Source organism: Gayadomonas joobiniege G7, from assembly GCF_000300815.1.
In the GTDB taxonomy this organism is placed as follows: domain Bacteria; phylum Pseudomonadota; class Gammaproteobacteria; order Enterobacterales; family Alteromonadaceae; genus Catenovulum; species Catenovulum joobiniege.
In genome coordinates, this window is record NZ_AMRX01000008.1 from 731,566 (window position 1) to 754,657 (window position 23,092).

A 23,092-nucleotide genomic window follows, 5' to 3' on the forward strand; every position below is an offset into this window, starting at 1 on the left:
GAGTTAAATTATTATCGGTAATTAAAAATAAAAAACTGCTTTACCTATGATCATATGTGGCTGAATGGGGCCCATTTGTAAAGTATCTAACCCATTATTTTCATCGTCTGCGAGCCAAACAATGCCGTTAGAATCTATGTACTTAATTTGTTGATGGACAATGCCGTATCTTGCATGTCGAACTTTCACAAGATCATTAATCGCGAGGCGTTTAACTAAAAAGAATCGGCTAAATACAACATACTGGTCGGTTTCTGTTTGCACACAGCGATTTGAGCCAAACATTTTGATCACGCTAATCCCTAACATAAGTCCTCTCCGTTGTTTTATTCTTTAGATCTGAGCAAAAGACTGCATGTAAATAGACCGAATCCTACCACACAAGGCAGTAACCAAACCGCGCCATAGAGTGGAGCCGATGCCGATATACTTGTTTCTGCTAGCGTATTATCATTAAATAACTTAGCCAAAAAAGTAGCGATTAAAATAGCGGAAAAATAAATCACTTTTTTGTTCATGTTTAATCCTCTTATTAATAATTAATGTAGAACTCGGCGAAATTGATTCTGGTATTGTTCTAATAAAGATTCCAAACAGTGCTCACACGTTGGATATTTTTGAGCAAACTCTAATAGTGGGATCAGTGTTAGTTTTAACGCTTGTATGGCGTTCACCTGTTGTTGGTTACTCGCTTTTTTATTGCGACTAACGGCTAACATAGTTTGATGGGGTATTATTAAACAATCACGCGCTTTTTCGATGTCGCCCGTGCGTTGAAAAACTTGTGCCAGATTATGAAAACCACAGATCCACCCTTGAACAGCTTCAATTGATTCTGGTTTATTTTCTTTTTGAATTTCTAACTGTCGAATGGCTCTATGATAAAAAAGCGCAGCTTTGGCAAAATTATTGTCGCTATAATGAACATTGCCTTGCTGCATTAACTTTTGCCAGCGATTCATATATACCTCAATCTAAATGATAATTAGTATCATTATCGATTAATTATATGGCTTTGTAAAATGTTTTTTATAAAAAATTAGTCTGTGATGCCGGCCTGCTATGATTTATGGAGCCGTCATTTTATAGCCTAGTTACTGGAGGCTAGGAGATAAAAAAGGCCGTGGAGACGGCCTTATTGATAGCGCAGGAATAGAAGCTTGTTATAAATGTTGTTTTAAAAAACTTTCGATTTTTTTCAGGACGACAAAGCGGCTCGCGTTATTATTATTAATTGAATGACCTTCTTGATCGAGCTGAATCAATTCTACCTTTTTCCCTGCATCGAGCAGTGCGTCATAGATATTTTCAGATTGCACTGGCGGTACGATGAGATCATCTTTAGCGTGAAATAATAAAACCGGCACGTTAAAGTTTTCGATATGATTAATGGGAGAAATCTTTGCAACCTCTTTTTCAGAAGAGATATGTTTGGTGATGGTAGATTTCCAGTAGTAGGTTATTTCATGATCTTCACCATGCCGTTCTTCTAGATATGATAGCATTTCGACAAGGTCTGAAACGCCATTGATTGATACCACACAGCGGTAGATATCACTATTAAGGGCCGCCCCTAACAAAGCTGCATAACCGCCATAACTCCATCCGACCATGCAGACACGCTCAGGATCTGCATTATGTTTTGTGACCGCAAAATTAACTGCATCATTTAAATCCGATTGCATTTTTTGACCCCATTCGCCGTAACCTTTATTAGCGAATCGAAAGCCAAACCCAGATGAACCTCTAAATTGAGGTTGAATGACCATATAACCACGGTTCGCCAAAAATTGCGCCATATAATCAAAACCAAAAGTGTCATGGCTACGCGGTCCGCCATGCGGCATGACAATCAGAGGGCGTTTACCGGATTTTTCGTGTTTGGGTCGTGTTAATAAGGTTGGAATTTTTAAACCATCACTGGCGTTATAAAAAAGAATGCTCACCGGATTAATTAAATCCATGCCAATTTGCGGTCTATCTGCAACTATATGTTGTGCTTTACCGTTGGACAGTAACACATAGTCACCAGCAAACTCGTTGCCTTCGATATGCAAAATAATATGTTTCCAGTCTTGGCTGTGATCAACAATACGTACGCTATTTTGTGGAAATTGTTTTTGAATGTTTCTAATGTTTTTAGAAAGATTGGCATCAAAAAATTCGTAAGTCGGTTTAAATCCCTCATAGGCAACCCCGTAAACCACACGTTGAGCATTGCTCATTACATGGCTAACCCCTTTGCCGGCTTTGACAAAACGAGGTTGAGAGAAGGTGCCGTCGTGTAGCGACATCGTATAATAAGTTCTGCGGTCATTGTGTGCGCGTAAAACAACTAAAGATTTAAAATCGGGTGTCAGTCCAACAAACGCGTGGCTGCGAAGGCGTGTTTGATCATAAAAAATCAGTTTCCATTCACCGTCTACTAAAGCTTCTATCGAATGAACCCCTTTTTGGCTATTAAATTGTTCACGTGCGATCAGCTCGCCTTTGTTATTAACAAAATAATCCCTAGTGTCGTAGGTGCCGCGTTCAATGGTTTTGGGTTTTCGCTTTTTAGTTAAATCAATTTGCAGTAAATTATAGGTGGGATCTTCAAACGCGCCGCCAACATAAGCGGGCATATAAGCATAATTTTTATCTTCTGATAACCCTAATAATCGTCCTAGACCTGTTTGCCCTTTATAAATGCCATAACCCGGTACTAATAAAGGTCTAACTTCGCCGCTTTTTATCTCATAAATATAAGCTGAACTATAGTGATCTTTGCCATCTATATAATCTAAAAAGTTCCGAAATTCTGACACGACAAAGATGATTCTATTATTGTCTATAAAATAAATGTCTTTCGGATCTAAATCACCAATATTAATTGAACCGGCTCTTTTTCCTGTTTCTAAGCTATTAACAACATACCTATTTTGGCCGTTTTTTGCATGTCTAAATGCTAGGTATTTAGCGTCAGGCGAGATCCGAAACATATCAGTTTCTGGCAGGTAACTGTATGCTGCGACGGGTGGGGTTATCGCAGCTTTAAGCGGCAGAGCCGCAAAAATGATAAATAAAGCTGTAAATAAAAAACATGTTTTTTTTGATACCATGTGACATCCTGTATTTTTCGTTCTGATTTATTTATAAGTGTGCTTGTAAAAAACTTTCGACTTTTTTCAAAACCACATAGCGGCTGGCATTGTTATTTAAAATCGAGTGTCCTTCATCTTCTAGTTCAATAAATTCGACCGTTTTATCCATATCCTCCAATTCATCATAGATGTCTTCGGATTGCTCAAAAGGGACCACAGTATCGTCTTCACCATGAAATAAAAGCACTGGGATATTAATATCAGCAACAAAGTTGATTGGCGATAATTGGTCAAGATCATCCTCACTATAGCGGTCATTTTGAATGGCTTGTTGCCAGTACTCTGTGATTTCATGGTCTTCACCATGTTTATCTTCTTCATAGGCTAACATGGCGGTTAAATCAGAAACGCCGTTGATAGAAATAGCACATTTGTACAAGCCACTATTAAAAGCAGCGGCCGATAGGGCTGCATAGCCGCCATAGCTCCAGCCCATGATGCAGACTTTGTTTGCATCGGCATTAAAGTGATCAACGGCATAGGGTATAGCATCATTTAAATCGCTTTGCATTTTGCGACCCCATTCACCATAACCCAAGTTAATAAACCGAGCACCAAATCCTGTTGAGCCTCTAAACTGGGGTTGAATGACTAAATACCCTCGGCTAGCTAAAAATTGAGCGATATCATCAAAACCAAACTTATCGTTTGTCTCAGGGCCGCCATGAGGCAAAACGATTAAGGGGTATTTTTTATCAGATTTTTTGACAGGTTCAGTGATCAGAGCTGGAATGGTTAAACCATCGGCTGCTTTATACTCACCAATAGAGACTGGGTTAATCAGTTGAGAAGGAATTTTGGGGCGACTCGCACTCAGATGAACAGCCTGTTTACCGGAAATTAAAATATAGTCACCAGCAAACTCATTGCCCTCTAGATAAAAAATAAGCTTGCTCCAATCTTGAGAATAGTCGGTGAGATAAACGCTGTTTGATTGAAACTCGGCTTGCAACCCAGCAATAGTCTGACTTATTTTTTTATCAAAAAATTCATAACTAGGTTTTAATCCGCCATATTCAACACCATAAACAACGCGTTTCAGGTCGGTCAGCACCCTAGTGATGGTGCGGCCTTTTTTGGCAAAATAAGGGGTCGAAATAGTGCCGTCTTTTAATGACATAGTATAATAGGCGGAGTTATCTTGATGCCCAGCAATAAATACGAGCGATTGATAGTCTTTGGTAAGACCAACAAAAGAGTGGGTGCGATATTGGGTTTCTAATTCAAAAATACTTATCCAGCGCCCATCATGCATGGCTTCGATAATATGCAGATTTCGCTTTTGGTTAAAACGCTCCCGCGCTAGTGGCTCTCCTTTATCATTGATAAAAAAATCAATGGTATCACGGGTGCCACCGGCGTGACGTCTGGGCATACGTTTTTGATTTAGGTTGACTTTAAGCAAGTCAAAACGGGGTGTTTCATGGCGCTCGCCAACATAGGCTGGCATATAGGCATAGGCTTTATCGGGTGAGATGCCAATTAAACGGCCCAAGCCAGTTTGACCTGGATAAATTCCATAACCGGGAATTAATAGCTGCCTAAGTTCTTTATTTTTTATATTGTAAATAAAAGCTGTGCTAATATTTTCTCGCCCTTCAAAACCATAAATTGAGCGATATTCAGACGCCACTAACAGAATTTGGTTGTCATCAATAAAATAAGCGTTTTTAGGGTTTAACTCGCCAATATTAATACCACCCACCACTTTACCGGTTTTTAAATCTTTGACTAAGATAAAGTTATCATCATTTTTGACGTATCTAAAACTTATGTATTTAGCCGATGGGGACAAACGAACCATACTGGTTTCTGGTAAATAACTGTAAGCAGAAACAGGTGGTGTGTTGGCAGCTACAAAAAAAGTACCTAAGGGAAGAAACAGAAGTAAAACGCGAAATAGATATTTTAACACTGTGAGTACATCCTTTTACAAAATATTTAAGATATGTTTTATTTTATTCTATTTTTTTTAAATTGCAAAAGGTCCAACTGAAGAGGTGATATGTCAGATTTTAATCAACTAAGGTCAACACATGCGCAAATCGGTAAAGTCACTTGGATTGGGATACGTCCACAAAGGCGAGCGCCTTTGCAACCGATGACGGACGTGTGGATAAGCGAGCTTGGCGGTCTCGACGGAGATCATTATTACGCGCCGCGTCATAACAAACGCCAAGTGACCCTGATTCAGGCTGAACATCTTGCAGTAATGGCGGCGCTATTAAATGTACCAGAAGTCACGCCACAGCAGTTGCGGCGTAATATTGTGGTAGCCGGTATCAATTTACTGGCGTTTAAAGACAGCGAGTTTTTAATTGGTGAGGTTGTATTAAGAGGGACCGGCCTCTGTCATCCTTGTCGCCGGATGGATGAAGCTTTTGGGCCGGGCGGCTACAATGCGGTGCGCGGGCATGGTGGTATCACAGCAACCGTGGTTAGAGGTGGCCGAATTCAGTTACAGGATGAGGTAAAAGCACTCTAAATATTATTTTTTTGATATTTATTGGCAAAAACCGCCAGATAAGGACAAATATTTAATATTTTTATTCATGATCTGTGTATTTTAAAAAAATGTTATCAATATAATGTCAGCTATTGTTAAGAAGCATTTTTTGTGAGGCTGAGATATGAATAAAAGTGAATTGCCTGATCCTTTTGAACAAGCACGAGTTGAGTCGGGTGTCGGTTATATGAATGATCAAGATGACCCTGTGCAAATTTTATTGCGCTTAAAAGATGTTCGAAAATCGGCTCACAATTGGAAAACATTTCAATCCGGTGCCAAACCCGGCCGTATCGTAGTGCCGTCTGAAGTGAATATTAGAGAGACACGGCAAATTCCTTTTGAAGTTGATCCGCCTGAGCACGGTGGTTTTAGAAAACTATTGGACCCTTGGTTTAAACGACCACTCAATGATGACTACCAACAAAAACTGCAAGCGCAAATTGATGAGCTACTGGATGAGGTTTTAAATAAAGACTCGGTTGAAACCGTCTCTGAGTTTTCACTTAAATTACAATCACGTGCGCTTACTTTATTATTAAACACCCCGTATGAAGAATCAGAGGTTTGGATTGGCTGGGGCACCCATGTATTTAGAAGTGAAGGGGTTGCTTTGGATGGTGATAAAGCCAATATTCTGTACGATTATATTGACGAACAGATTGAACGCGCCGCGGCAAAGCCAGGCGATGACTTATATTCGGTGTTATTAAACTCAGAAGTCAACGGCAAAAAATTAACTAAAGAAGAAGTTAAGGGCGTAATGATACTGACCTTTGCCGGTGGCCGAGACACAGTCATTAATGCGGTCACTAACTCAATTGCCTATTTTGGCGAGCATCCTGAATCACTCGCGCGTTTAAAAGCTGAACCTGAAATTACCGGCAAAGCGGTTGAAGAACTGATCCGTTATTTTGCGCCACTGACTCATATGGGGCGCGTCGCGACCCAAGATACCCAAGTGTGTGAGCATGCGGTTAAAGCAGATACCAGAGTGTCTTTATGTTGGGCTTCAGCGAACCGAGATGCAAGTGTGTTCGAAAAACCAAATGAAGTTGTTTTAGACCGAAAAGTGAACCCGCATATTAGTTTTGGTTTTGGTACACATAACTGTTTGGGCGCAACCCATGCCAGAACCATAATGAATTTATTATTAAAGAGTTTGGCACAAAAAGTGAGCTCAATTGAAATTTTAGAGTGCAAAGAAAATATTGAAGATCTTGAGCAGTTCAAGCGAAAAGTCGGTTTTGATAGTTTAACTGTTAAATTTAAGAACGCATAAGAGGATATTAAAATGGCAAAAGTTACTTTTATTACGGCAGATGATGAACAAATCACTTTAGAAGGAGATTCAGGTTCGGTAATGGAACTGGCAGTACAAAATGATGTGGCTGGTATTGATGGTGATTGTGGTGGCGTTTGCTCATGCGCAACTTGTCATGTTCATGTAGCGCCAGAACATTTGGCAAAAGTGGGTAGTGCCAGTGAAATCGAGCAAGATATGTTAGAGCTAGATGATAATGCAAACGAGTATAGCCGTTTGTGTTGCCAAATTGAGCTGAACGAGCAAATTGATGGCGTGATTTTACGCGTTGCACAATAAGTTAAAATAGGATCTACGATGACAACGAAAAATCAACAAACCTGTGTGGTAATTGGTGCCAGTCATGGCGGAGTGAACTTTGCGTTTGCGCTTCGTAAAGAAGGTTGGCAAGGTGACATTATTTTGTTTGATGTAGATCCGGTTTTGCCATATCACAGACCGCCGTTGTCAAAAGCTTATTTAAGCAGCTCTGATAAGATAGAAAAGCATGCTTTAAAAGCCGAAGAAGCCTACCAAAAAAATGATATTCAACTTCGCCTAGGTGTGCGTGTTGCAGCGATTAACCGAAGCGAACAATCAGTTACCTTGGATAATGGTCAGGTGCAAAATTACGACAAATTGGTGATTGCCAGTGGTGCTAGGCCGTTAATGCCGCCGATTGAAGGTATGCAAACGGTTAATCATTTATATCCGCTGCGTACGGCCGCAGATGTAGAAAATATCCGCAATGCCTTTTTACAAAGTCGACGAAAAAAAGTGGTTGTGATTGGCGGCGGTTATATTGGACTTGAAACCGCAGCTTCATTAAACAAGATGGGGGCTGAGGTGACTGTGTTAGAGCGGGAATCTCGTTTATTGGCTCGTGTAACCGCACCTTATATGTCGGATTATTTTAAACACTTGCATGAGTCGCAGGGTGTTTCAGTTTGCACTGGGCAAAATGTTACCAAGATAGAAACTGAGAACAATAATAATCGAGTGATTTGTGCAGACGGAAAAGCATTTGATGCAGATGTGATCATTGTAGGGGTTGGCATTCGTGTTAATTTAGAGTTGGCGGAAGACGCAGGTTTGAAAATTGAAAACGGTATTTCTGTTGATGAAACTGCTTGTACAACTGATGAAAATATCTACGCGATTGGCGATTGTAGTTGGTTTTTCAATCAACATTATCAAACTCATATTCGCCTTGAGTCTGTGCAAAATGCGGTTGATCAAGCAAAAGTTGCGGCTAAGGCCATTGTTGGTAAAACGGTCAGCTACGACGCGCTGCCTTGGTTTTGGTCAGATCAGTACGATGTTAAGTTGCAAATGGTAGGTTTATCAACCGGATATGATGACTTTGTGGTGCGCAACGAAAAAGATAGCAAAAACAAGTTTTCGGTTTGGTATTTTAACGGCGACAGGCTACTGTCAGTGGATGCTGTGAACAACGCTAAAGCTTACGTGCTGGCAACTAAACTCATCAAGTCGGGTGCCATAATTGATAAGGGTAAGCTCGCTGACCCGGACGTTGAATTTAAAACCGAAAATTTACTTATAAACTAAAATATAAATATTTGAGTATTTTTTAAAGAATCATTGTCAATTGTTTACTTTGGATACAATAGTTATAACTGTATTTTAAAAACCAACTAAACAATAAAGTAGAGCAATATGATTTTTAAAAATAAAAACCTCAAATTAAATATAGGCCTCACAGCCTTAGCTGTCATTAGCATCTTGGGTTGCTCTAATGCAACCCAAAACACCCGCTCTTCATATTCTGCAAGCGATACCAGCCTTGATAGCAGTGCTATGCAGCAAGCTAAACCAGCGCCAGAACGCAAGGTGAAACCTAATATTCTTTGGATTTTAACTGATGATCAGAGGGCTGATTCAATTGCAGCGGTCAATAAAGCGTTGCGAGGCACGCCCGAAAGTGAACTAGGTTATGTTGAATCGCCCAATTTAGATGCATTAGCAGAAGAAGGCGTTTTGTTTCCACTGGCTTACAATCAGTCGCCCGGTTGCTCTCCCTCTCGCTATTCAATGGCCACTGGTCAGTATCCTCATCATAGCGGACGTTATGGTTTTGAATATTCTCACCGCCAAAATGAGCATGCAAAGCCGACCATCCCTGAAGTATTGCGTGCCAACGGATATCAAACTATGTTGGCTGGTAAAGCAGGTTTACGTATTAAAAACGCGCCAAATAAAGGGGGAAGCCCATTAATTTATGATCACGAAGTTGAACGCTATGCACTAGAGCGAGCTGGCATAGGTGATTGGGGAAAAAAAGTTGTGACCAACTGGGAAACGAGAAAAACAGTCTCTATCACAGAAAACTTATATTTTCCCGACGGTTCTGTTGATGCTTTTGTTTATTTCAAAGATGGAAAATATCTAAATAAAGCAAACCCAGTTGATAAAAAGCTCGATATTATTCGTTCATATACGCGTAATTCAGAAACTTTGATCGTTGCTGGAGAAAGCCCGATGCCAGAAGATAAAACTTTGGACGGTCGTATTTTAGAAGCGTTTCAAAACTACTTGGCTAACGCGAATCAAACATATACTTCAATGTTGGGTGATAAAATTGTTGGTCCAAAAGACGATAACCCTGTGATGATTAGTTTAAGTTTCCATTTTCCTCATACACCTGTTTTGCCACCCAAAAGTTTTCAAGACAGGTTTGAACAGTTCGATTATAAGATCCCTGAGTTTTCTAAAGAAGAGTTAGCTAAATTGCCACCGCAACTGGTTAAACTCTATAAGATCATGCAGATTGATGGGTTAACAAAAGCCGAAAAATTACGAACGATACAGGATTATTATGCGTTTACAGCTTATGGTGATCGCTTAATTGGTAAAGCTATTGCAGACTTTAAAGCATATAACGAACGAGTAAATCGGCCTTATTTGATTATTGCTACCGTTGGTGATCATGGTTGGCACCTAGGTGAACAGGGGATTGAAGCTAAGTTTGCACCTTGGAATAAATCAAATCATGGTGCCATGATAGTGGTCGACTCATCAGGTGAGTACTTTCCTAAAAATACAGTTCATAAAGAATTTGTTGAGTATGTAGATATAGCGCCAACTATTTATGCAGCCGCTGGGGTTGATGTGAATAACTCGCTACCCCATTTAGATGGTTTTGATTTATCTGATGTCATCCGCAAGCCTGAATTAAAGCGCGACTATGTGCTGGGTGAGATGAATCAAATAATTGGTGATAGAGCTTATCTACGTTCAAAACGTTTTGGTTTTTCAATGAAAGTACGCCCAAAAAATGGCAAACCGGGTGAAACACATAAACCAGGTGAAAATATTGATTGGGCGTTGAATGCTTCAAATAAAGAAGTAGAGCTCGCCCTATATGATATGAAGTGTGATCCGAACGAGCGAAATAATGTGGCTTATGACCCTGCTTATCGTGAAATAGCCGAAATTTTACGGAAGAAAGCGCAAAATATCTTTTTAGGTGATGGCCGCTTAGAAATCGATTGGAAAAAAGACAACATCAGCCATGTTTCAAATTTTGCACCTGGTGCACATGATCGTAGATTAGACGAATTAGCGGGTATTAAATTGCCTAGCTGTATGAATTAATAATTAACACCTGTGAGCTTAGAATACTTGCCGTCATGGCAAGTATTCTGGACCTTAAAAATCAAAGTTAAATATTATACCAAAATAGATATATTTAACACTTGTTGTAAGCCTTGCCTTTTTTCTAAACTAAATCCAATCAAATACTAACATGAATGTTACAGATGTAGCAGGTCGTCAGGTTTATTTATTATGTATCTATTAGGGTTGGATATAGGGAGTTCGTCAACTAAAGCGAGCATCCTGGATAGTCAGAGTGGTCAATGTATTGCTTCCACCCATTATCCGAAAACTGAATTGAGTATTACGTCGGAACAGGCAGGTTTTGCCGAGCAAGATCCAGAAGTTTGGTGGCAGTGCGTGCAAGCGGCTTGCAAGGCGCTGTTTGCATTGGATCATGTGGATGCCAGCTTAATAAAAGCGATAGGTATATCGTATCAAATGCATGGTTTGGTTTGTGTTGATAAGGCGCAACAGGTCTTAAGACCTTCTATTATCTGGTGTGACAGTCGGGCAGTTAATATTGGCCAGCAGGCGTTTGCTCAATTAGGCGAGCAAAGATGTTTGCAAACCCTTTTAAACTCGCCAGGTAATTTTACCGCATCCAAACTTAAATGGGTTAAAGAAAACCAACCTGAGATATTTGAAAAAATAGATAAGTTTATGCTCCCGGGTGATTTTATTGCCATGAAATTAACCGGCGAAGTGACGACGACAGCCTCAGGGCTAAGCGAAGGCACCTTATGGGATTTCGAAAAACAAGATATCGCTGAGCATTTAATGCAGCATTACGGCTTTGATGCAAACTTAATCCCAACTATTGTGCCTAGTTTTGGTGCGCAAGGGCAAATATCGGCACAATCTGCCAATCTATTGGGATTATCGCCAGATGTGCAAGTCTGTTATCGCGCAGGTGATCAACCGAATAATGCCCTGTCGCTTAATGTTATGCGTGATGGAGAAATCGCCGCAACCGCTGGAACGTCCGGTGTTATTTATGCGGTGACAGATAAAAATGCATACGACCCTAAATCAAGGGTTAATACTTTCAAACATGTTAGCGAACCCAGTCAAGCCGACAGCAACGGCGTTTTATTGTGTGTCAATGGGACTGGACGTTTATATAGCTGGATACGCAGTTTATTAGCAGAGACTGGGCAAAACCCAGACTATGAGTCTCTCAACACATTAGCGGCTGGGGTGCCCATTGGCAGCGAAGGGTTAGTTGTGCACCCTTTCGGTAATGGCGCTGAGCGTGTATTAGAAAACCAAAACCCGGGTGGTCAATTCCATCATTTGGATTTTAACCGCCATCAACTTGGCCATCTAATGCGTGCGAGCCAAGAAGGCATAGTGTTCGCGCTTAAATATGGTTTTGATGTGTTGAAAAACATGGGGGTTCAAGGTGAAGTGATCCGAGCCGGTAAAGGTAATATGTTTTTAAGCCCTGTTTTTCGTGAAGCGTTTGTCAATACTTGCCAAATCCCCGTCGAATTATATCAAACAGATGGTGCCGAAGGCGCCGCCCGAGGTGCTGGTTTGGGCTTAGGCGTTTTTAAAAATAGAGATGAAATGGTTGCCGGTCTTAAACTTAACGAGTGTATTGAACCGGCAAGCGACAAAGTGGTCGCGTATCAAAATGCATATCAACAATGGTTAAATAAAATGGCTTAACGCCAAGCGCACATTACAGAGGTGATTATGAGCATAATAACAGGTGATAAAGAGTTTTTTCCAACGGTTGGAAAGATCGAATATGAAGGTCGGGATTCGGATAATCCGTTTGCTTTTAAATGGTATGATGCGGATCGTGTGGTTGCTGGTAAAACATTAAAAGAATGGCTGAGATTTTCGGGTTGTTATTGGCATACTTTTTGTGGCAAAGGCCATGATCCTTTTGGCCCGGGACCACAAAGATTTGCTTGGGATAATTATGCCGATGCTAAAGGTCGAGCAACTGCAAAAATGGACGCTGCGTTTGAATTTTTTACTAAAATGGGCTTGGGTTATTATTGTTTTCACGACGTCGATCTAATTGACGAAGAAAACTCATCAGTTGAAGAATTTGGTAAAAAGCTAGATTTTATTACAGATTATGCTCAACAAAAACAACAGGCGTCTGGCATAAAACTCTTATGGGGTACGGCAAATCTTTTTTCTAACCCGAGATATATGAATGGTGCTGGTACCAACCCGCATTTTCCAACACTGGCACGCGCGGCAGCCCAATTAAAGCTGGCTATCGACGCAACCATCAAACTTGGCGGCGAAAATTATGTATTTTGGGGCGGCCGTGAAGGCTATGTGACCTTATTAAATACAAATATGAAACAAGAGTTAGATAATTTTGCTCAGTGGTTACACACTGCAAAAGACTATGCGCGCAAGCAGGGTTTCACTGGTAACTTCTTTATTGAACCAAAACCAATGGAGCCCACTAAACATCAATATGATTTTGATACAGCAACAGTTGCTCATTTTGTAAACAAATATGGCTTGCAAGATGACTTTAAAGTAAATATCGAAGTTAACCACGCAACTTTAGCAAATCATACTTTCCAGCATGAGTTGCAAGTGGCAGCTGATAATAACATGTTAGGATCTATAGATGCCAACCGTGGTGATTATCAAAACGCTTGGGATACTGACCAATTCCCAAATAACATTAACGAAGCGGTTGAAGCTATGTTGGTTTATTTAGAAGCCGGTGGGTTGCAAGGTGGTGGAGTGAATTTTGATGCTAAAACGCGTCGTGAATCAACCGATATGGAAGATATCTTTTTGGGTCATATTGGTGGCATGGATACGTTTGCTCGAGGTTTGATTATTGCTGATGAAATTTTAAATAAATCGGACTATAAAAAATTACGAGAAGCGCGCTATGCGACTTTCCAAAGCGGACAAGGCAAGGCTTTTACTGAAGGTAAATTAGATTTAGCTGAACTTGCTAAAATTGGTATTGAAGTGGGTGAACCAGAGCAAATATCTGGCAAACAGGAACTATTTGAAAATATCATTAACCGCTACATTTAAGACTCTCCAAAGCAGGCTATCCGGTTATTGGTTAGCCTGTCTTTCCCTCTCTGCAAATTTTTAAACAACAATCGTTCATATACTATACTGCAACTGATCATACCGCTGTCAGTTAATATGTGCACCAGTTAACACTTTGGGTCTGCTTTGTCACAAATTAATTTTTAAGATGATCATTTTAAATACACGGACGTAACAATACCGACGGCGTATCGCATGTGCGAGCGTTTAATAAAAGAGAATTGGAGATACTCATGAAATATTCTATACCACTAATGTGTACCTTAGGTTTGACAGGCTGCGCGTTAGACTTTAATGACGATGATGATAAAGAGTTTGTTGAGTTCAACCCAAGCATGACCTTTAATGTCGCCTTGTCGGGTAGTCAAGAAGTACCGGCAGTGATGACAGACGACACGGCAACAGCCAAAATAGAATATGATGAAGATGCAATGGAGTTTAGAGCGACGTTAGATGTTAGCAATGTTGAGGATTTCCAGGCGGCGCATATACATCAAGGTTATGTGGGCACGAACGGCGACGTCGCATTTGCGTTTGCAGAATCAGACTCCTCAGGTATATATCACATTGAAGCAACAGATATTGATCAAGCCGCTGTTGATGAATTAATGCAAGGGGGCTGGTACGTCAATGTTCACACCGCAGACAATCCATCCGGTGAATTACGTGGTCAAGTTTTATCAGATAAATTCACTTTAATCACTTTCGAGCTCTCTGGCCACCAAGAAGTCCCTATGGTTGAAACTGATGCGATGGGGTATGGGTATGCAACCTTCAATCAAGATAACATGGCGTTAGATTTAAAAGTGAAAACCATGAATGCTGAAACGGCCAGCATGGCACACATTCATACAGGCCGAATCGGCAGCAATGGCGACGTTTTAGTCGGTTTGTCGCAGGGGGCTGATGCGTCGGTTTGGATGACACCGGACAATACAACGCTTGATCAAAGTACACTAGAGGTTCTGTTATCTGGGGGGCATTACGTAAATGTACATACGCCAGAAAATCCATCTGGCGAGATTAGAGGTCAGATATTGACCGACAATATGGCGATTGTTACTTTCCCTCTGAGCGGCGATCAGTCAGTCCCTTCGGTTGATACAGATGCATCTGGTCAAGCTTACGCTTTAGTGAATACAGATAACTATGATATTGAAGTTAAAGTCAATACCATGGGGGTGGATGATGCAACCGCCGCTCATATTCATGCTGGCCGAGTCGGTCAAACCGGTGATGTTGTGGTGGGTTTGATGCAGTCTGGTGATGATGCCAATGTTTGGATGAGTGAATCTGATGCAAGCATTGATGAAAGCACATTCCAAACTCTGGTTTCAGGTGGACATTATGTTAACGTCCACACACCAGCACATCCTAGCGGTGAAATTCGCGGTCAGGTTCTGACCTCTAACTATACCCTGTTGACCTTTCCAATTGATGGTGCTCAGCAAGAAACCCCAGTTACCACAGAAGCAATGGGTGATGGTTATGCGCTCATTAATATGCAAAACAACGAATTGGAATTAAGAGCAGTAACCCAGGGTTTTGCAAGTACAGATCCAGCGACTATGGCGCATATTCACAGCGGAATTGCTGGCGTCAGCGGTCCTGTTGTAGTGTCATTAGAGCAGGACGCGAACGTTTGGACGACACCGGCAAATACTGTTTTAGAAAACGATGTTCTAAATCAACTGTTAGATGGTGGTCACTATGTAAATGTACATACCGCATTGTACCCAGCGGGTTTAATCCGAGGCCAGATCAGCGAATAGGTCCACCTAATCGCATCAAGCCCATCCTTGTGATGGGCTTTTTTATTCTACTTAGCTAAACTTTGCTCTAGTCATACCATCACTGAAACTGGATCCCAAAAACTAAAGTTTAAAACTTGCCAAATAGGTAAATGCTAAGATATATTGTTCTTTGATCATCTCACCTGCCGGGACGACCCGGACGGCAAAGGCGTCGGGATCCATGCTGGACGGCCAGTAACTTCTTTTATAAATTTATTTAGGAGAACTGGATATGTCCGAATGTCGAGCTTTTAGCAGTATACCTGTCATAGATATTAGTGGTTTATACTCTGATAATTTAAAAACACGTCAGCGAGTTGCAGATAAAATCGCGGTCGCTGCACAAGATGTTGGTTTTTTTTACATCAGAGAACATCAAATTTCTCAACAGCTCATCGATAATTTAATTGAGCAAGCGCAGGGCTTTTTTGCTCAACCGCTAAGTGAAAAAATGCGCTGGCATATTGCACAATCTGAAAACCATAGTGGTTATGTTCCAGAAGGCGAAGAACAATTCGAAGAAGGGAAAATCGATCACAAAGAAGCGTATGATATCAATTATGATTTAACTGATTTAAGCTTCCAGCGACCTATGTTGGGGCCGACTCAATGGCCTGATAACGCTGATTTTAAATTTCATATAAAAAACTATTATCAAGCAGCGCGTGAACTTTCTAATCGTTTGTTTTCAGCTTTTGCGCTTGCACTTGGTTTAGAAGAAAATACCTTTGTTGCTAATTTAAAACATCCGCCAAACCAACTTAGGTTAATCCACTACCCGTATGACCCATCTGCGCAGGATAAAGAGGGCATAGGCGCACATACAGACTATGAATGTTTTACTCTATTACTGCCCACAACAGATGGCCTGGAGGTTATGAATGACCAAGGGGAGTGGATTGATGCACCTTTTATTCCTGGCACTATCGTTGTTAATATTGGCGACATGCTTGAAATTCTGAGTCACGGCAGATTTTTAGCGACTTCGCATAGGGTGCGCAAAGTAAAACAAGAAAGATATTCATTCCCGATGTTTTGCTCATTAGACTATGACACCCTGGTCGCGCCTTTATTACCACCAGCCGAAGGTGTTCAACCTGGTCAATATCAAGCACTAAAATGCGGCGATCATTTATATGCACAAACGATACAAACCTTTAATTATTTAAAAAAACAATGGCGATCTGGAACGCTAACCATGCCTGATGCGGCAAGATCTACCGCGAGTTTTGGACAATTGGCAAAAACTTTATAAAAAAGGTATCTAACATGCATCTAAAAGAATTATTTAACACTGATATCCCAGGTCAACAAAGTGTTCCTGCGTGGATGAAAGGCGCGTTTAGGCGGCGCTGCATTAGCTTTGCGAATGGTTTGAGCGATCAAACAACTCGTGTTTTCTGGCTGCAATCGGATGGTTTAACGATAGATATACGTTTGCCAGAATTACATCAGCAATTGGCTGATGACGAGAGTTACGCGGCAAAATTAGACTACGAAGCATGGTTTGCCCATTCTTGCTGGGACCAACAAGCTTTAAGCTGGCAAAATGGGGAGGCTTTTCAATTGGTCAACCGATGGCCGGAAAGTGCAATATTAAACCGAGTCGGTAATTGCATGATTGAGTTTGCCCCAAGTGGCGCCTATGTTGAAGACTGGCGACTGCTAAGCGATCAGCGTGGTCCTCTAATCGGTTTAGAGCTATTAACAGAAACAAATTTAGAAACAGGTGAAAGCCGACCGCGCAGTGGTGCTTTAATCATAAATGGACAAATGGCTGGATTAGTCATTGGTAGAGCAAACCCTTTACATCATTGTTCGGCAAGTCGACTGATTGACTACTATAATAACTTGGAGAAGCACTCGGATAAAACGAATTTATTGGCTTTTGAAACCTCAATAGCAGTCGGTAACATAGATACAGGTTATACGGTCAGTCATAGCTTAGACGTCGACCGTTTAGGGATGCCATTGATCGAGCTAAATGGTTTTTATTTGGCTGATGAAGATGGGTTTTGCATCCAACAATTACAAGAAAATGGACAAACAATTGAGCGCTTGTTTAAAATCGATTGTTATTATCGTGATTTTAATTTTTCTCCGTTAAGCAAATCAACAGAGCAGGCGGAACATTGGTATAAGTTGAATGAAGGTACTTTGGCCAGATATACCGAAAAGCTTTGCTGACCGATAACAGGTATAGGACGCGTATTTGGCTGATCAAAACAGGTTTTACCACATAGATTTATTGAGGTTTTGTGCCGCTATTAGTGTACTTATGTACCATTATACTTTTAGAGGAACCGCCGCAGATAATTTGTCGGAGCGGGCGTTTCCACTATTGGCTGAAATATTTAAATACGGCTATCTTGGTGTAGATCTGTTTTTTATGATCAGCGGATTTGTAATTTTAATGTCGCTGCAAAATAAATCAGTCAGCCAGTTTGCTCTCGCCCGCGCTATTCGCTTGTATCCGCCTTTTTGGGTATGCGTTAGCATAACAAGCCTATTCATTTACCTATCGAGTGATATACGTTTTGCTTTTGATCTCAGTCAATATTTGTTTAACATGACAATGCTTGCTGGTGTTTTTTATGTGCCATATATTGACGGCGTTTACTGGACTTTATTAATTGAACTTAAGTTTTATGTACTGGTTGCGTGTGTATTGGCGATTTTTGGACAAAGAGTAAAACAAGGCTTTTTATACGCTTGGTTATTTTATACAGGGCTCGCAATTTATTTTGAAATGCCAGAAAAATTGAATTATGTTTTAATACCTAGCTGGTCCACGTATTTTATTTCGGGGGCTATTTTTTATCTGATTTACGCAAACAAAGCCACCCTTGATAAAATTTTTGCACTGATCCTCTCTTACCTGATAGCTATCTATCAAGCGCGTGAGCTCTTGGTGCAATTAAACGAATATTATCAAGGGGATATTGAGTTTTTAATCGTAGTTTTAATAATCAGCTCAGCTTATTTGGCGCTGGCTAGTATTGCCTTAAAAAGAGCGGATGTTATCAATCAAAGAATATTTTACGCTGTGGGTGGACTAACTTATCCGCTTTATTTATTACATCAAAATATAGGCTATATTATGTTTAATACTAGCCCAGCCTGGTTGCCGAATTGGTTAGTATTAATTTTTACCATCGCATTGGTGTTTTTAATAGCTGCCTTGGTGCACCATTATATTGAAATTAAATTGGGAAATTTTATTAAGCGAATTGTATTTCCACGTTCTGCGAGCGCAAAAGAACTAAATTAATGTTTAAATATCACTATAAACGACATTTTTAATGCTAGACTAAATAAAAAAACCAAACAGAAGTGAGTATTCTACTTTTATTTTAAGTATGTACGGAGTTTTTAATATGGAATTTCCCATTTATCAGATTGACGCGTTTGCAGATAAACCATTTACGGGAAATCCAGCAGCAGTGATCCCACTTGAGCATTGGTTGCCAGATGAAACACTGCAGTCAATCGCGGAAGAAAATCAGTTGTCGGAAACTGCTTTTTATATTCATAGTAATGGCAGCTACCATATTCGTTGGTTCACACCAACACATGAAGTTGACCTTTGTGGTCATGCTACCTTGGCTTGTGCCTGGTTGATATTTAAATCGTATCGTTTGCAGCAAGAAGTCGTTCAGTTTAGTTCTCGCAGCGGCATTTTATCAGTAAAGCAGCAAGGTAGTGAGCTTGTTTTAGACTTTCCTGCGCAACCCCCTCAGGTTTGTGAGATTTCGCAAGCTTTGATTGAGGGGTTAGGTGCCATCCCAAAAACTTGTTTAGTTGCTGAGGATATTATTGCAGTCTTCCCAACTCAAAGCGAGATAGAAAAAATTACTCCAAACGCCTATTTTTTAAAAAAATTATCGAATCGAGGGGTTATAATAACTGCGCCAGCAAATGAGCAAAATACTGATTTTGTTGTTCGTTTTTTTGCACCTAAATTAGGAATAGATGAAGATCCTGTGACAGGATCTGCTTTTACTCAGTTAGCACCTTATTGGAGCGAAATTTTAAAAAAAGAAAATTTAAACGCTCATCAATTGTCTAAACGCGGTGGTCGGGTTGGACTGCGTCAATTAAATCAACGTGTTTTAATCAGTGGGCAAGCGCGACTTTATATGCAAGGCTTTATTCGGATTTAAGCTTTTTTTAATTTTAGAGCATGGAAATTGCCAAATGATCTGATTTGGGTTTTTAATGGGTGCGATTTTTAAAAGTATCTTTTGCGGTTTTTTCATCCTGTTCAGCAGTTTAACTGTAGCGAAAAGTGAAGTTAAATTGTTAGATGAGGGACTCGTTGTAGCAGACGATAATTTGTGGCGTTTAGTGGACTCAACGCAGCCAGTTAATTCGAATAACATTCATCTAGTTTATAAGCAGGCGACACCAAAAACGACTTTGTTAGCCGAATCCGGTGCTGTTATTAGTAAAATACCAATTAGCGCTTCAAATAAAAGTACTTGGTATATTTTACCTATCGCTAATTTTGTTGACAAAGGGCAAGCTTTTTGGCAATCGACGGATGGTGCGGTCAGGCAAATTGCCGACTTCTCGCAACTTCATACCGACTCATTTACCCCGATTTTAGCCCATGGGCAAGCGTTTAAACTCGAAGTCGATAAAAACACACAAGGCATACTTTGGTTGTATTTAAAAGCTGAGTATTATCCTATGCCGGTTTCTTTGCAAATAGAAACAGAACAGGCATTTTTTTACCATAGTTTTATTTTAAATACAGTCTCTGTTGCCGCACTTGCTGTCATGTTTGCGATGGCGTTAATCGCTTTAATTATGTATCTAAAAACTCGGCATAAGGTAGCGTTGTTTTGTGTTGGTTATGTCGGTATTCATGCACTGGGATGGCTGTTGGCGTCTGGTTTTGGGCAAATTTGGCCCCGATTTTCGAGTTTTAATACCAGTTATTTAGGTATGTATTTGTTTCCTTGGGCAATAGGCTGTGCAGCTTATTTTGCGTATTATTTGTTTAATTTTGATCGTGACAAAACCTTGAAAAACGCTAACCTAAAATACTTTGCGAATACCGCTTTGCTTAGCGGTTGTTTGATTTGGTTATTGCCGTTTAAATTTGCGTTTTATTTATCCCATGCATTTGCCGCTATTTGGATACCACTTAGCTTATTGTTAGCTTATAAAATGTTGTCAGTAAACGATTTTAGAGCGAAATACTTTTTTATTGGTAATCTAATGTACAGCTTATCGCTCGCGGCCTATATGCACGCACACTCGGTGCATGCGGACGCCGGCACACCAGAGTTGTATGTGATGGTTGCATTAGCTGTAGATTGCATCTGTATTTTGCTGTCTTTGTCGGAGTGGTTAAGAATCAAACAGCTAGAATTAAAAAACACCATTTATCAATCCAGGTATGATGCGCTAACCAAAGTAGGCAACCGTTTTTTATTAAATGAAGATCTTAAAAACCTAAATGGCTCCTATTTAGTTGTTTTTATTGATTGTGATGGTATAAAAAAATTAAACGATAGGTATGGTCACGCGCGTGGTGATCAATATTTAATTTCGGTCGCAAATACTATGCAAGCTCAATTGGGCGAGATTGGGGAAGTATATAGAACGGGTGGTGATGAGTTTATTTGGTTATGTCCAGTGAATAAAAACCAGCGTTCATCAACGACATCAAAGTTGGAAATCGAACGGATATTACAGCGTACTGACAGTTTTATTGTCGCCTCATGGCCAGATTCTGGCATCAGTTATGGTATTGCCAGTAGTGAGGAAACAAACTCGCCGAGTGAGTGTGTCTCTTTAGCTGATAAGCGTATGTATCAGCTAAAATTCAAGCGCAAATCGTTAAAAATTGAAGACAACTTCCAGACAGATTAAAAAGCATTTTTATAACAAGTTATTTAAGCGAATTGCAAGCATGAGCGTTGTGATTTAGCGAACGGGTTATAGGCAGGTGCGTAACTGCCATTAAATCAGCAGCTACGCGGGGGAGTCACTATTGAGGGGTAATTTTTAGCACTTGTGCAAAGTCAGTGGGACGTTTGTTACCTAAAGTTACCACTAAACCTTTGTCGCTTTGTTCAAACTTGAGCGCCTCATCCGAACCTACTAAACTGACTTGTTTAATTTTGTGCGGGTAGTTCTTGCTGTCGATTGAGCGAATGTGTACTTTTTCACCATCACCCGGCCATGCCATCATGATTGCATATAAAGTATCGTCTTTTTTAGTAAAACGTATATCTTTGCTGGTAAAATCCTTGCGGTGCTTTTCAGCATCGTTTGAGTGTTTACCATCAACGACTTCAGTCACACCTTCACCAAATGTAACCCAAGGGCGAGTTTCATAAATGGCCTCACCGTTAACCTTTAACCAGTCACCTATTTGTTTTAATAAATTAATTTCGGCTTGCGGTATAGTGCCGTCAGGTTTAGGACCAATGTTGAGTAATAATGATCCATTTTTACTCACAATATCAATTAAATCGTCTACTAAAGAGTTTGCTGTGCGATATTTATGATTGGTTACGTAACCCCACGAAGTTTTAGAGACTGAAGTGTCGGTTTGCCAAAAGTATTTTCGTGTATCTGACAATTGGCCGCGTTCAATATCAAGGACTGCTGACCCATCAGGATAAGAGCGCATATCTTCATGCTCCTTATAGTTGATGGCGGGCATATTAGGCCAGTTTATACCCTTATTATAATAATAACTGGTGAATAACTGTACGTGCTCATGGAAAGGCTCCGAAGCCATCCACCAATCGAACCAAATTAATTCTGGTTGGTATTTATCAACAATTTCTACCGTTCTTAATAACCAATCGTCCATAAATTCTTTGCTTGGCGGCGTCTCACCTGCTTCAGAGGTTTCTCGGCTTACAGCCGGGCCGTATAGGTCACGATAGGCTTCGTCCTGAACGTCTGACGGAATTTCTCGGCCACGATCAAAGAACCACCAGTTTTCTGCTCTGTGACTAGATAAACCAAAATGAATATCGGGTTTTTTTTCTGTTGCGGCTTTTAACTCAGCAATGATATCACGTTTAGGGCCCATTTCTGTTGCATCCCAACGGCTGTAGCTATTGTCGTACATAGAAAAACCGTCGTGGTGCTCTGCGACAGGCACTATGTAGCGTGCACCTGAGTCTTCAATAATATTTAACCATTCATCGGCATTAAAGTTTTCGGCTTTAAACATAGGAATAAAATCTTTATAACCGAATTCAGTGACTGGACCATAGGTTTTGGTGTGATGTTCATAATAGTCCCAATATTCTGGATCATACATCCAGCGTGGATACCATTCGCCATTGTGGGCAGGAACGGAATAAACACCCCAGTGAATAAATATGCCGAACTTGGCATCTTGATACCAAGCAGGAATTTCATATTGGCTAAACGAATCCCAGTTCGGTTTAAAAGGTCCTTTATTGGCCACTTCTTTTATTTTTTGTAACTCATCTTTTGTTGATGAAGTTACTGTTTTAGAATCCGTTTGAATCTGGCTGACCGGCTTTTCTGTGAAAGATTCAGTGCTTGAGTTGTCAGCACCACATCCGCTTAATACGAATCCTAACGCGGCAGTAATGCTTACAGTTAGTGATTTTAACTTAAATATTCTCATATTACGGCTCTGCTTTATTTTGGTTATTAAACTGTTAATAATGATACT

The 23,092-nt window shown here is 40.4% G+C and carries 19 protein-coding genes; 13 read left to right on the top strand and 6 right to left on the bottom strand.

The features are described 5' to 3' along the window. Nucleotides 1-21: 21 nt before the first annotated feature. The 5 genes from C727_RS0117560 to C727_RS0117580 all read right to left on the bottom strand — a co-directional run bounded on the left by C727_RS0117560 (nt 22) and on the right by C727_RS0117580 (nt 5,058). A complete protein-coding gene (locus C727_RS0117560; RefSeq protein ID WP_017446979.1) occupies nt 22-309 on the bottom strand; it encodes a hypothetical protein in 288 nt (95 codons plus the stop codon). A gap of 17 nt (nt 310-326) precedes the next feature. Next, nucleotides 327-518: a hypothetical protein gene (locus C727_RS0117565; protein ID WP_017446980.1), complete on the bottom strand. Its 192-nt coding sequence runs from the start codon at nt 516-518 to the stop codon at nt 327-329. A 21-nt stretch (nt 519-539) separates the two neighbouring features. After that, entirely contained in the window at nt 540-962 is a 423-nt protein-coding gene (locus tag C727_RS0117570; RefSeq protein ID WP_017446981.1) for a hypothetical protein, read from the bottom strand. A 201-nt stretch (nt 963-1,163) separates the two neighbouring features. Next, nucleotides 1,164-3,101, bottom strand: coding sequence for an alpha/beta hydrolase family protein (locus tag C727_RS18900; protein ID WP_017446982.1), 1,938 nt, complete (start codon nt 3,099-3,101; stop codon nt 1,164-1,166). Between the two features lie 31 nt (nt 3,102-3,132). Next, the gene (locus tag C727_RS0117580; RefSeq protein WP_017446983.1) at nt 3,133-5,058 is read right to left on the bottom strand and encodes an alpha/beta hydrolase family protein; all 1,926 of its coding nucleotides are present in this window, start codon (nt 5,056-5,058) and stop codon (nt 3,133-3,135) included. A gap of 90 nt (nt 5,059-5,148) precedes the next feature. On the opposite strand from C727_RS0117580, the gene C727_RS0117585 reads away from it, so the two are divergent. The 13 genes from C727_RS0117585 to C727_RS0117650 all read left to right on the top strand — a co-directional run bounded on the left by C727_RS0117585 (nt 5,149) and on the right by C727_RS0117650 (nt 21,297). Next, nucleotides 5,149-5,628, top strand: a complete 480-nt coding sequence (locus C727_RS0117585; protein ID WP_017446984.1) for an MOSC domain-containing protein — start codon at nt 5,149-5,151, stop codon at nt 5,626-5,628. 145 nt (nt 5,629-5,773) lie between these two features. After that, nucleotides 5,774-6,931: a cytochrome P450 gene (locus C727_RS0117590; protein WP_017446985.1), complete on the top strand. Its 1,158-nt coding sequence runs from the start codon at nt 5,774-5,776 to the stop codon at nt 6,929-6,931. Between the two features lie 12 nt (nt 6,932-6,943). Then, on the top strand, nt 6,944-7,252 hold the full coding sequence (locus C727_RS0117595) for a 2Fe-2S iron-sulfur cluster-binding protein (protein ID WP_017446986.1): 309 nt from the start codon (nt 6,944-6,946) through the stop codon (nt 7,250-7,252). A gap of 18 nt (nt 7,253-7,270) precedes the next feature. After that, nucleotides 7,271-8,521, top strand: coding sequence for an NAD(P)/FAD-dependent oxidoreductase (locus C727_RS0117600; RefSeq protein WP_017446987.1), 1,251 nt, complete (start codon nt 7,271-7,273; stop codon nt 8,519-8,521). 108 nt (nt 8,522-8,629) lie between these two features. Next, nucleotides 8,630-10,567, top strand: coding sequence for a sulfatase-like hydrolase/transferase (locus tag C727_RS0117605; RefSeq protein WP_017446988.1), 1,938 nt, complete (start codon nt 8,630-8,632; stop codon nt 10,565-10,567). A 192-nt stretch (nt 10,568-10,759) separates the two neighbouring features. Next, the gene (locus C727_RS0117610) at nt 10,760-12,241 is read left to right on the top strand and encodes a xylulokinase (protein ID WP_017446989.1); all 1,482 of its coding nucleotides are present in this window, start codon (nt 10,760-10,762) and stop codon (nt 12,239-12,241) included. Nucleotides 12,242-12,268: 27 nt separating this feature from the next. Next, the gene (xylA, locus tag C727_RS0117615) at nt 12,269-13,600 is read left to right on the top strand and encodes a xylose isomerase (protein ID WP_017446990.1); all 1,332 of its coding nucleotides are present in this window, start codon (nt 12,269-12,271) and stop codon (nt 13,598-13,600) included. Between the two features lie 254 nt (nt 13,601-13,854). Beyond that, nucleotides 13,855-15,393, top strand: a complete 1,539-nt coding sequence (locus tag C727_RS18905; RefSeq protein ID WP_155949302.1) for a CHRD domain-containing protein — start codon at nt 13,855-13,857, stop codon at nt 15,391-15,393. Nucleotides 15,394-15,646: 253 nt separating this feature from the next. Further along, the gene (locus C727_RS0117630) at nt 15,647-16,669 is read left to right on the top strand and encodes an isopenicillin N synthase family dioxygenase (RefSeq protein WP_017446993.1); all 1,023 of its coding nucleotides are present in this window, start codon (nt 15,647-15,649) and stop codon (nt 16,667-16,669) included. A 14-nt stretch (nt 16,670-16,683) separates the two neighbouring features. Beyond that, entirely contained in the window at nt 16,684-17,601 is a 918-nt protein-coding gene (locus tag C727_RS0117635; RefSeq protein WP_017446994.1) for a hypothetical protein, read from the top strand. Between the two features lie 91 nt (nt 17,602-17,692). Next, nucleotides 17,693-18,685 (top strand): acyltransferase family protein, encoded by a 993-nt coding sequence (locus C727_RS0117640; protein WP_237742357.1) that lies wholly within the window; start codon nt 17,693-17,695, stop codon nt 18,683-18,685. A 106-nt stretch (nt 18,686-18,791) separates the two neighbouring features. Further along, nucleotides 18,792-19,577 (top strand): PhzF family phenazine biosynthesis protein, encoded by a 786-nt coding sequence (locus tag C727_RS0117645; RefSeq protein ID WP_017446996.1) that lies wholly within the window; start codon nt 18,792-18,794, stop codon nt 19,575-19,577. 55 nt (nt 19,578-19,632) lie between these two features. Further along, complete coding sequence (locus C727_RS0117650) at nt 19,633-21,297, top strand: GGDEF domain-containing protein (RefSeq protein ID WP_017446997.1); 1,665 nt, start codon at nt 19,633-19,635, stop codon at nt 21,295-21,297. Between the two features lie 118 nt (nt 21,298-21,415). On the opposite strand, the gene C727_RS0117655 is transcribed toward C727_RS0117650, so the two are convergent. After that, on the bottom strand, nt 21,416-23,044 hold the full coding sequence (locus tag C727_RS0117655; protein WP_017446998.1) for an alpha-L-fucosidase: 1,629 nt from the start codon (nt 23,042-23,044) through the stop codon (nt 21,416-21,418). Nucleotides 23,045-23,092 lie beyond the last annotated feature (48 nt).

Coding starts and splice junctions, on each gene's coding strand:
- C727_RS0117610 (WP_017446989.1), top strand. CDS start 10,760: ATGTATCTATTAGGGTTGGATATAGGGAGTTCGTCAACTAAAGCGAGC.
- C727_RS0117605 (WP_017446988.1), top strand. CDS start 8,630: ATGATTTTTAAAAATAAAAACCTCAAATTAAATATAGGCCTCACAGCC.
- C727_RS0117565 (WP_017446980.1), bottom strand. CDS start 518: ATGAACAAAAAAGTGATTTATTTTTCCGCTATTTTAATCGCTACTTTT.
- C727_RS0117645 (WP_017446996.1), top strand. CDS start 18,792: ATGGAATTTCCCATTTATCAGATTGACGCGTTTGCAGATAAACCATTT.
- C727_RS0117635 (WP_017446994.1), top strand. CDS start 16,684: ATGCATCTAAAAGAATTATTTAACACTGATATCCCAGGTCAACAAAGT.
- C727_RS0117640 (WP_237742357.1), top strand. CDS start 17,693: ATGTACCATTATACTTTTAGAGGAACCGCCGCAGATAATTTGTCGGAG.
- C727_RS0117590 (WP_017446985.1), top strand. CDS start 5,774: ATGAATAAAAGTGAATTGCCTGATCCTTTTGAACAAGCACGAGTTGAG.
- C727_RS18900 (WP_017446982.1), bottom strand. CDS start 3,101: ATGGTATCAAAAAAAACATGTTTTTTATTTACAGCTTTATTTATCATT.
- C727_RS0117600 (WP_017446987.1), top strand. CDS start 7,271: ATGACAACGAAAAATCAACAAACCTGTGTGGTAATTGGTGCCAGTCAT.
- C727_RS0117630 (WP_017446993.1), top strand. CDS start 15,647: ATGTCCGAATGTCGAGCTTTTAGCAGTATACCTGTCATAGATATTAGT.
- C727_RS0117585 (WP_017446984.1), top strand. CDS start 5,149: ATGTCAGATTTTAATCAACTAAGGTCAACACATGCGCAAATCGGTAAA.
- C727_RS0117655 (WP_017446998.1), bottom strand. CDS start 23,044: ATGAGAATATTTAAGTTAAAATCACTAACTGTAAGCATTACTGCCGCG.
- C727_RS0117570 (WP_017446981.1), bottom strand. CDS start 962: ATGAATCGCTGGCAAAAGTTAATGCAGCAAGGCAATGTTCATTATAGC.
- xylA (WP_017446990.1), top strand. CDS start 12,269: ATGAGCATAATAACAGGTGATAAAGAGTTTTTTCCAACGGTTGGAAAG.
- C727_RS0117595 (WP_017446986.1), top strand. CDS start 6,944: ATGGCAAAAGTTACTTTTATTACGGCAGATGATGAACAAATCACTTTA.
- C727_RS0117650 (WP_017446997.1), top strand. CDS start 19,633: ATGGGTGCGATTTTTAAAAGTATCTTTTGCGGTTTTTTCATCCTGTTC.
- C727_RS0117560 (WP_017446979.1), bottom strand. CDS start 309: ATGTTAGGGATTAGCGTGATCAAAATGTTTGGCTCAAATCGCTGTGTG.
- C727_RS18905 (WP_155949302.1), top strand. CDS start 13,855: ATGAAATATTCTATACCACTAATGTGTACCTTAGGTTTGACAGGCTGC.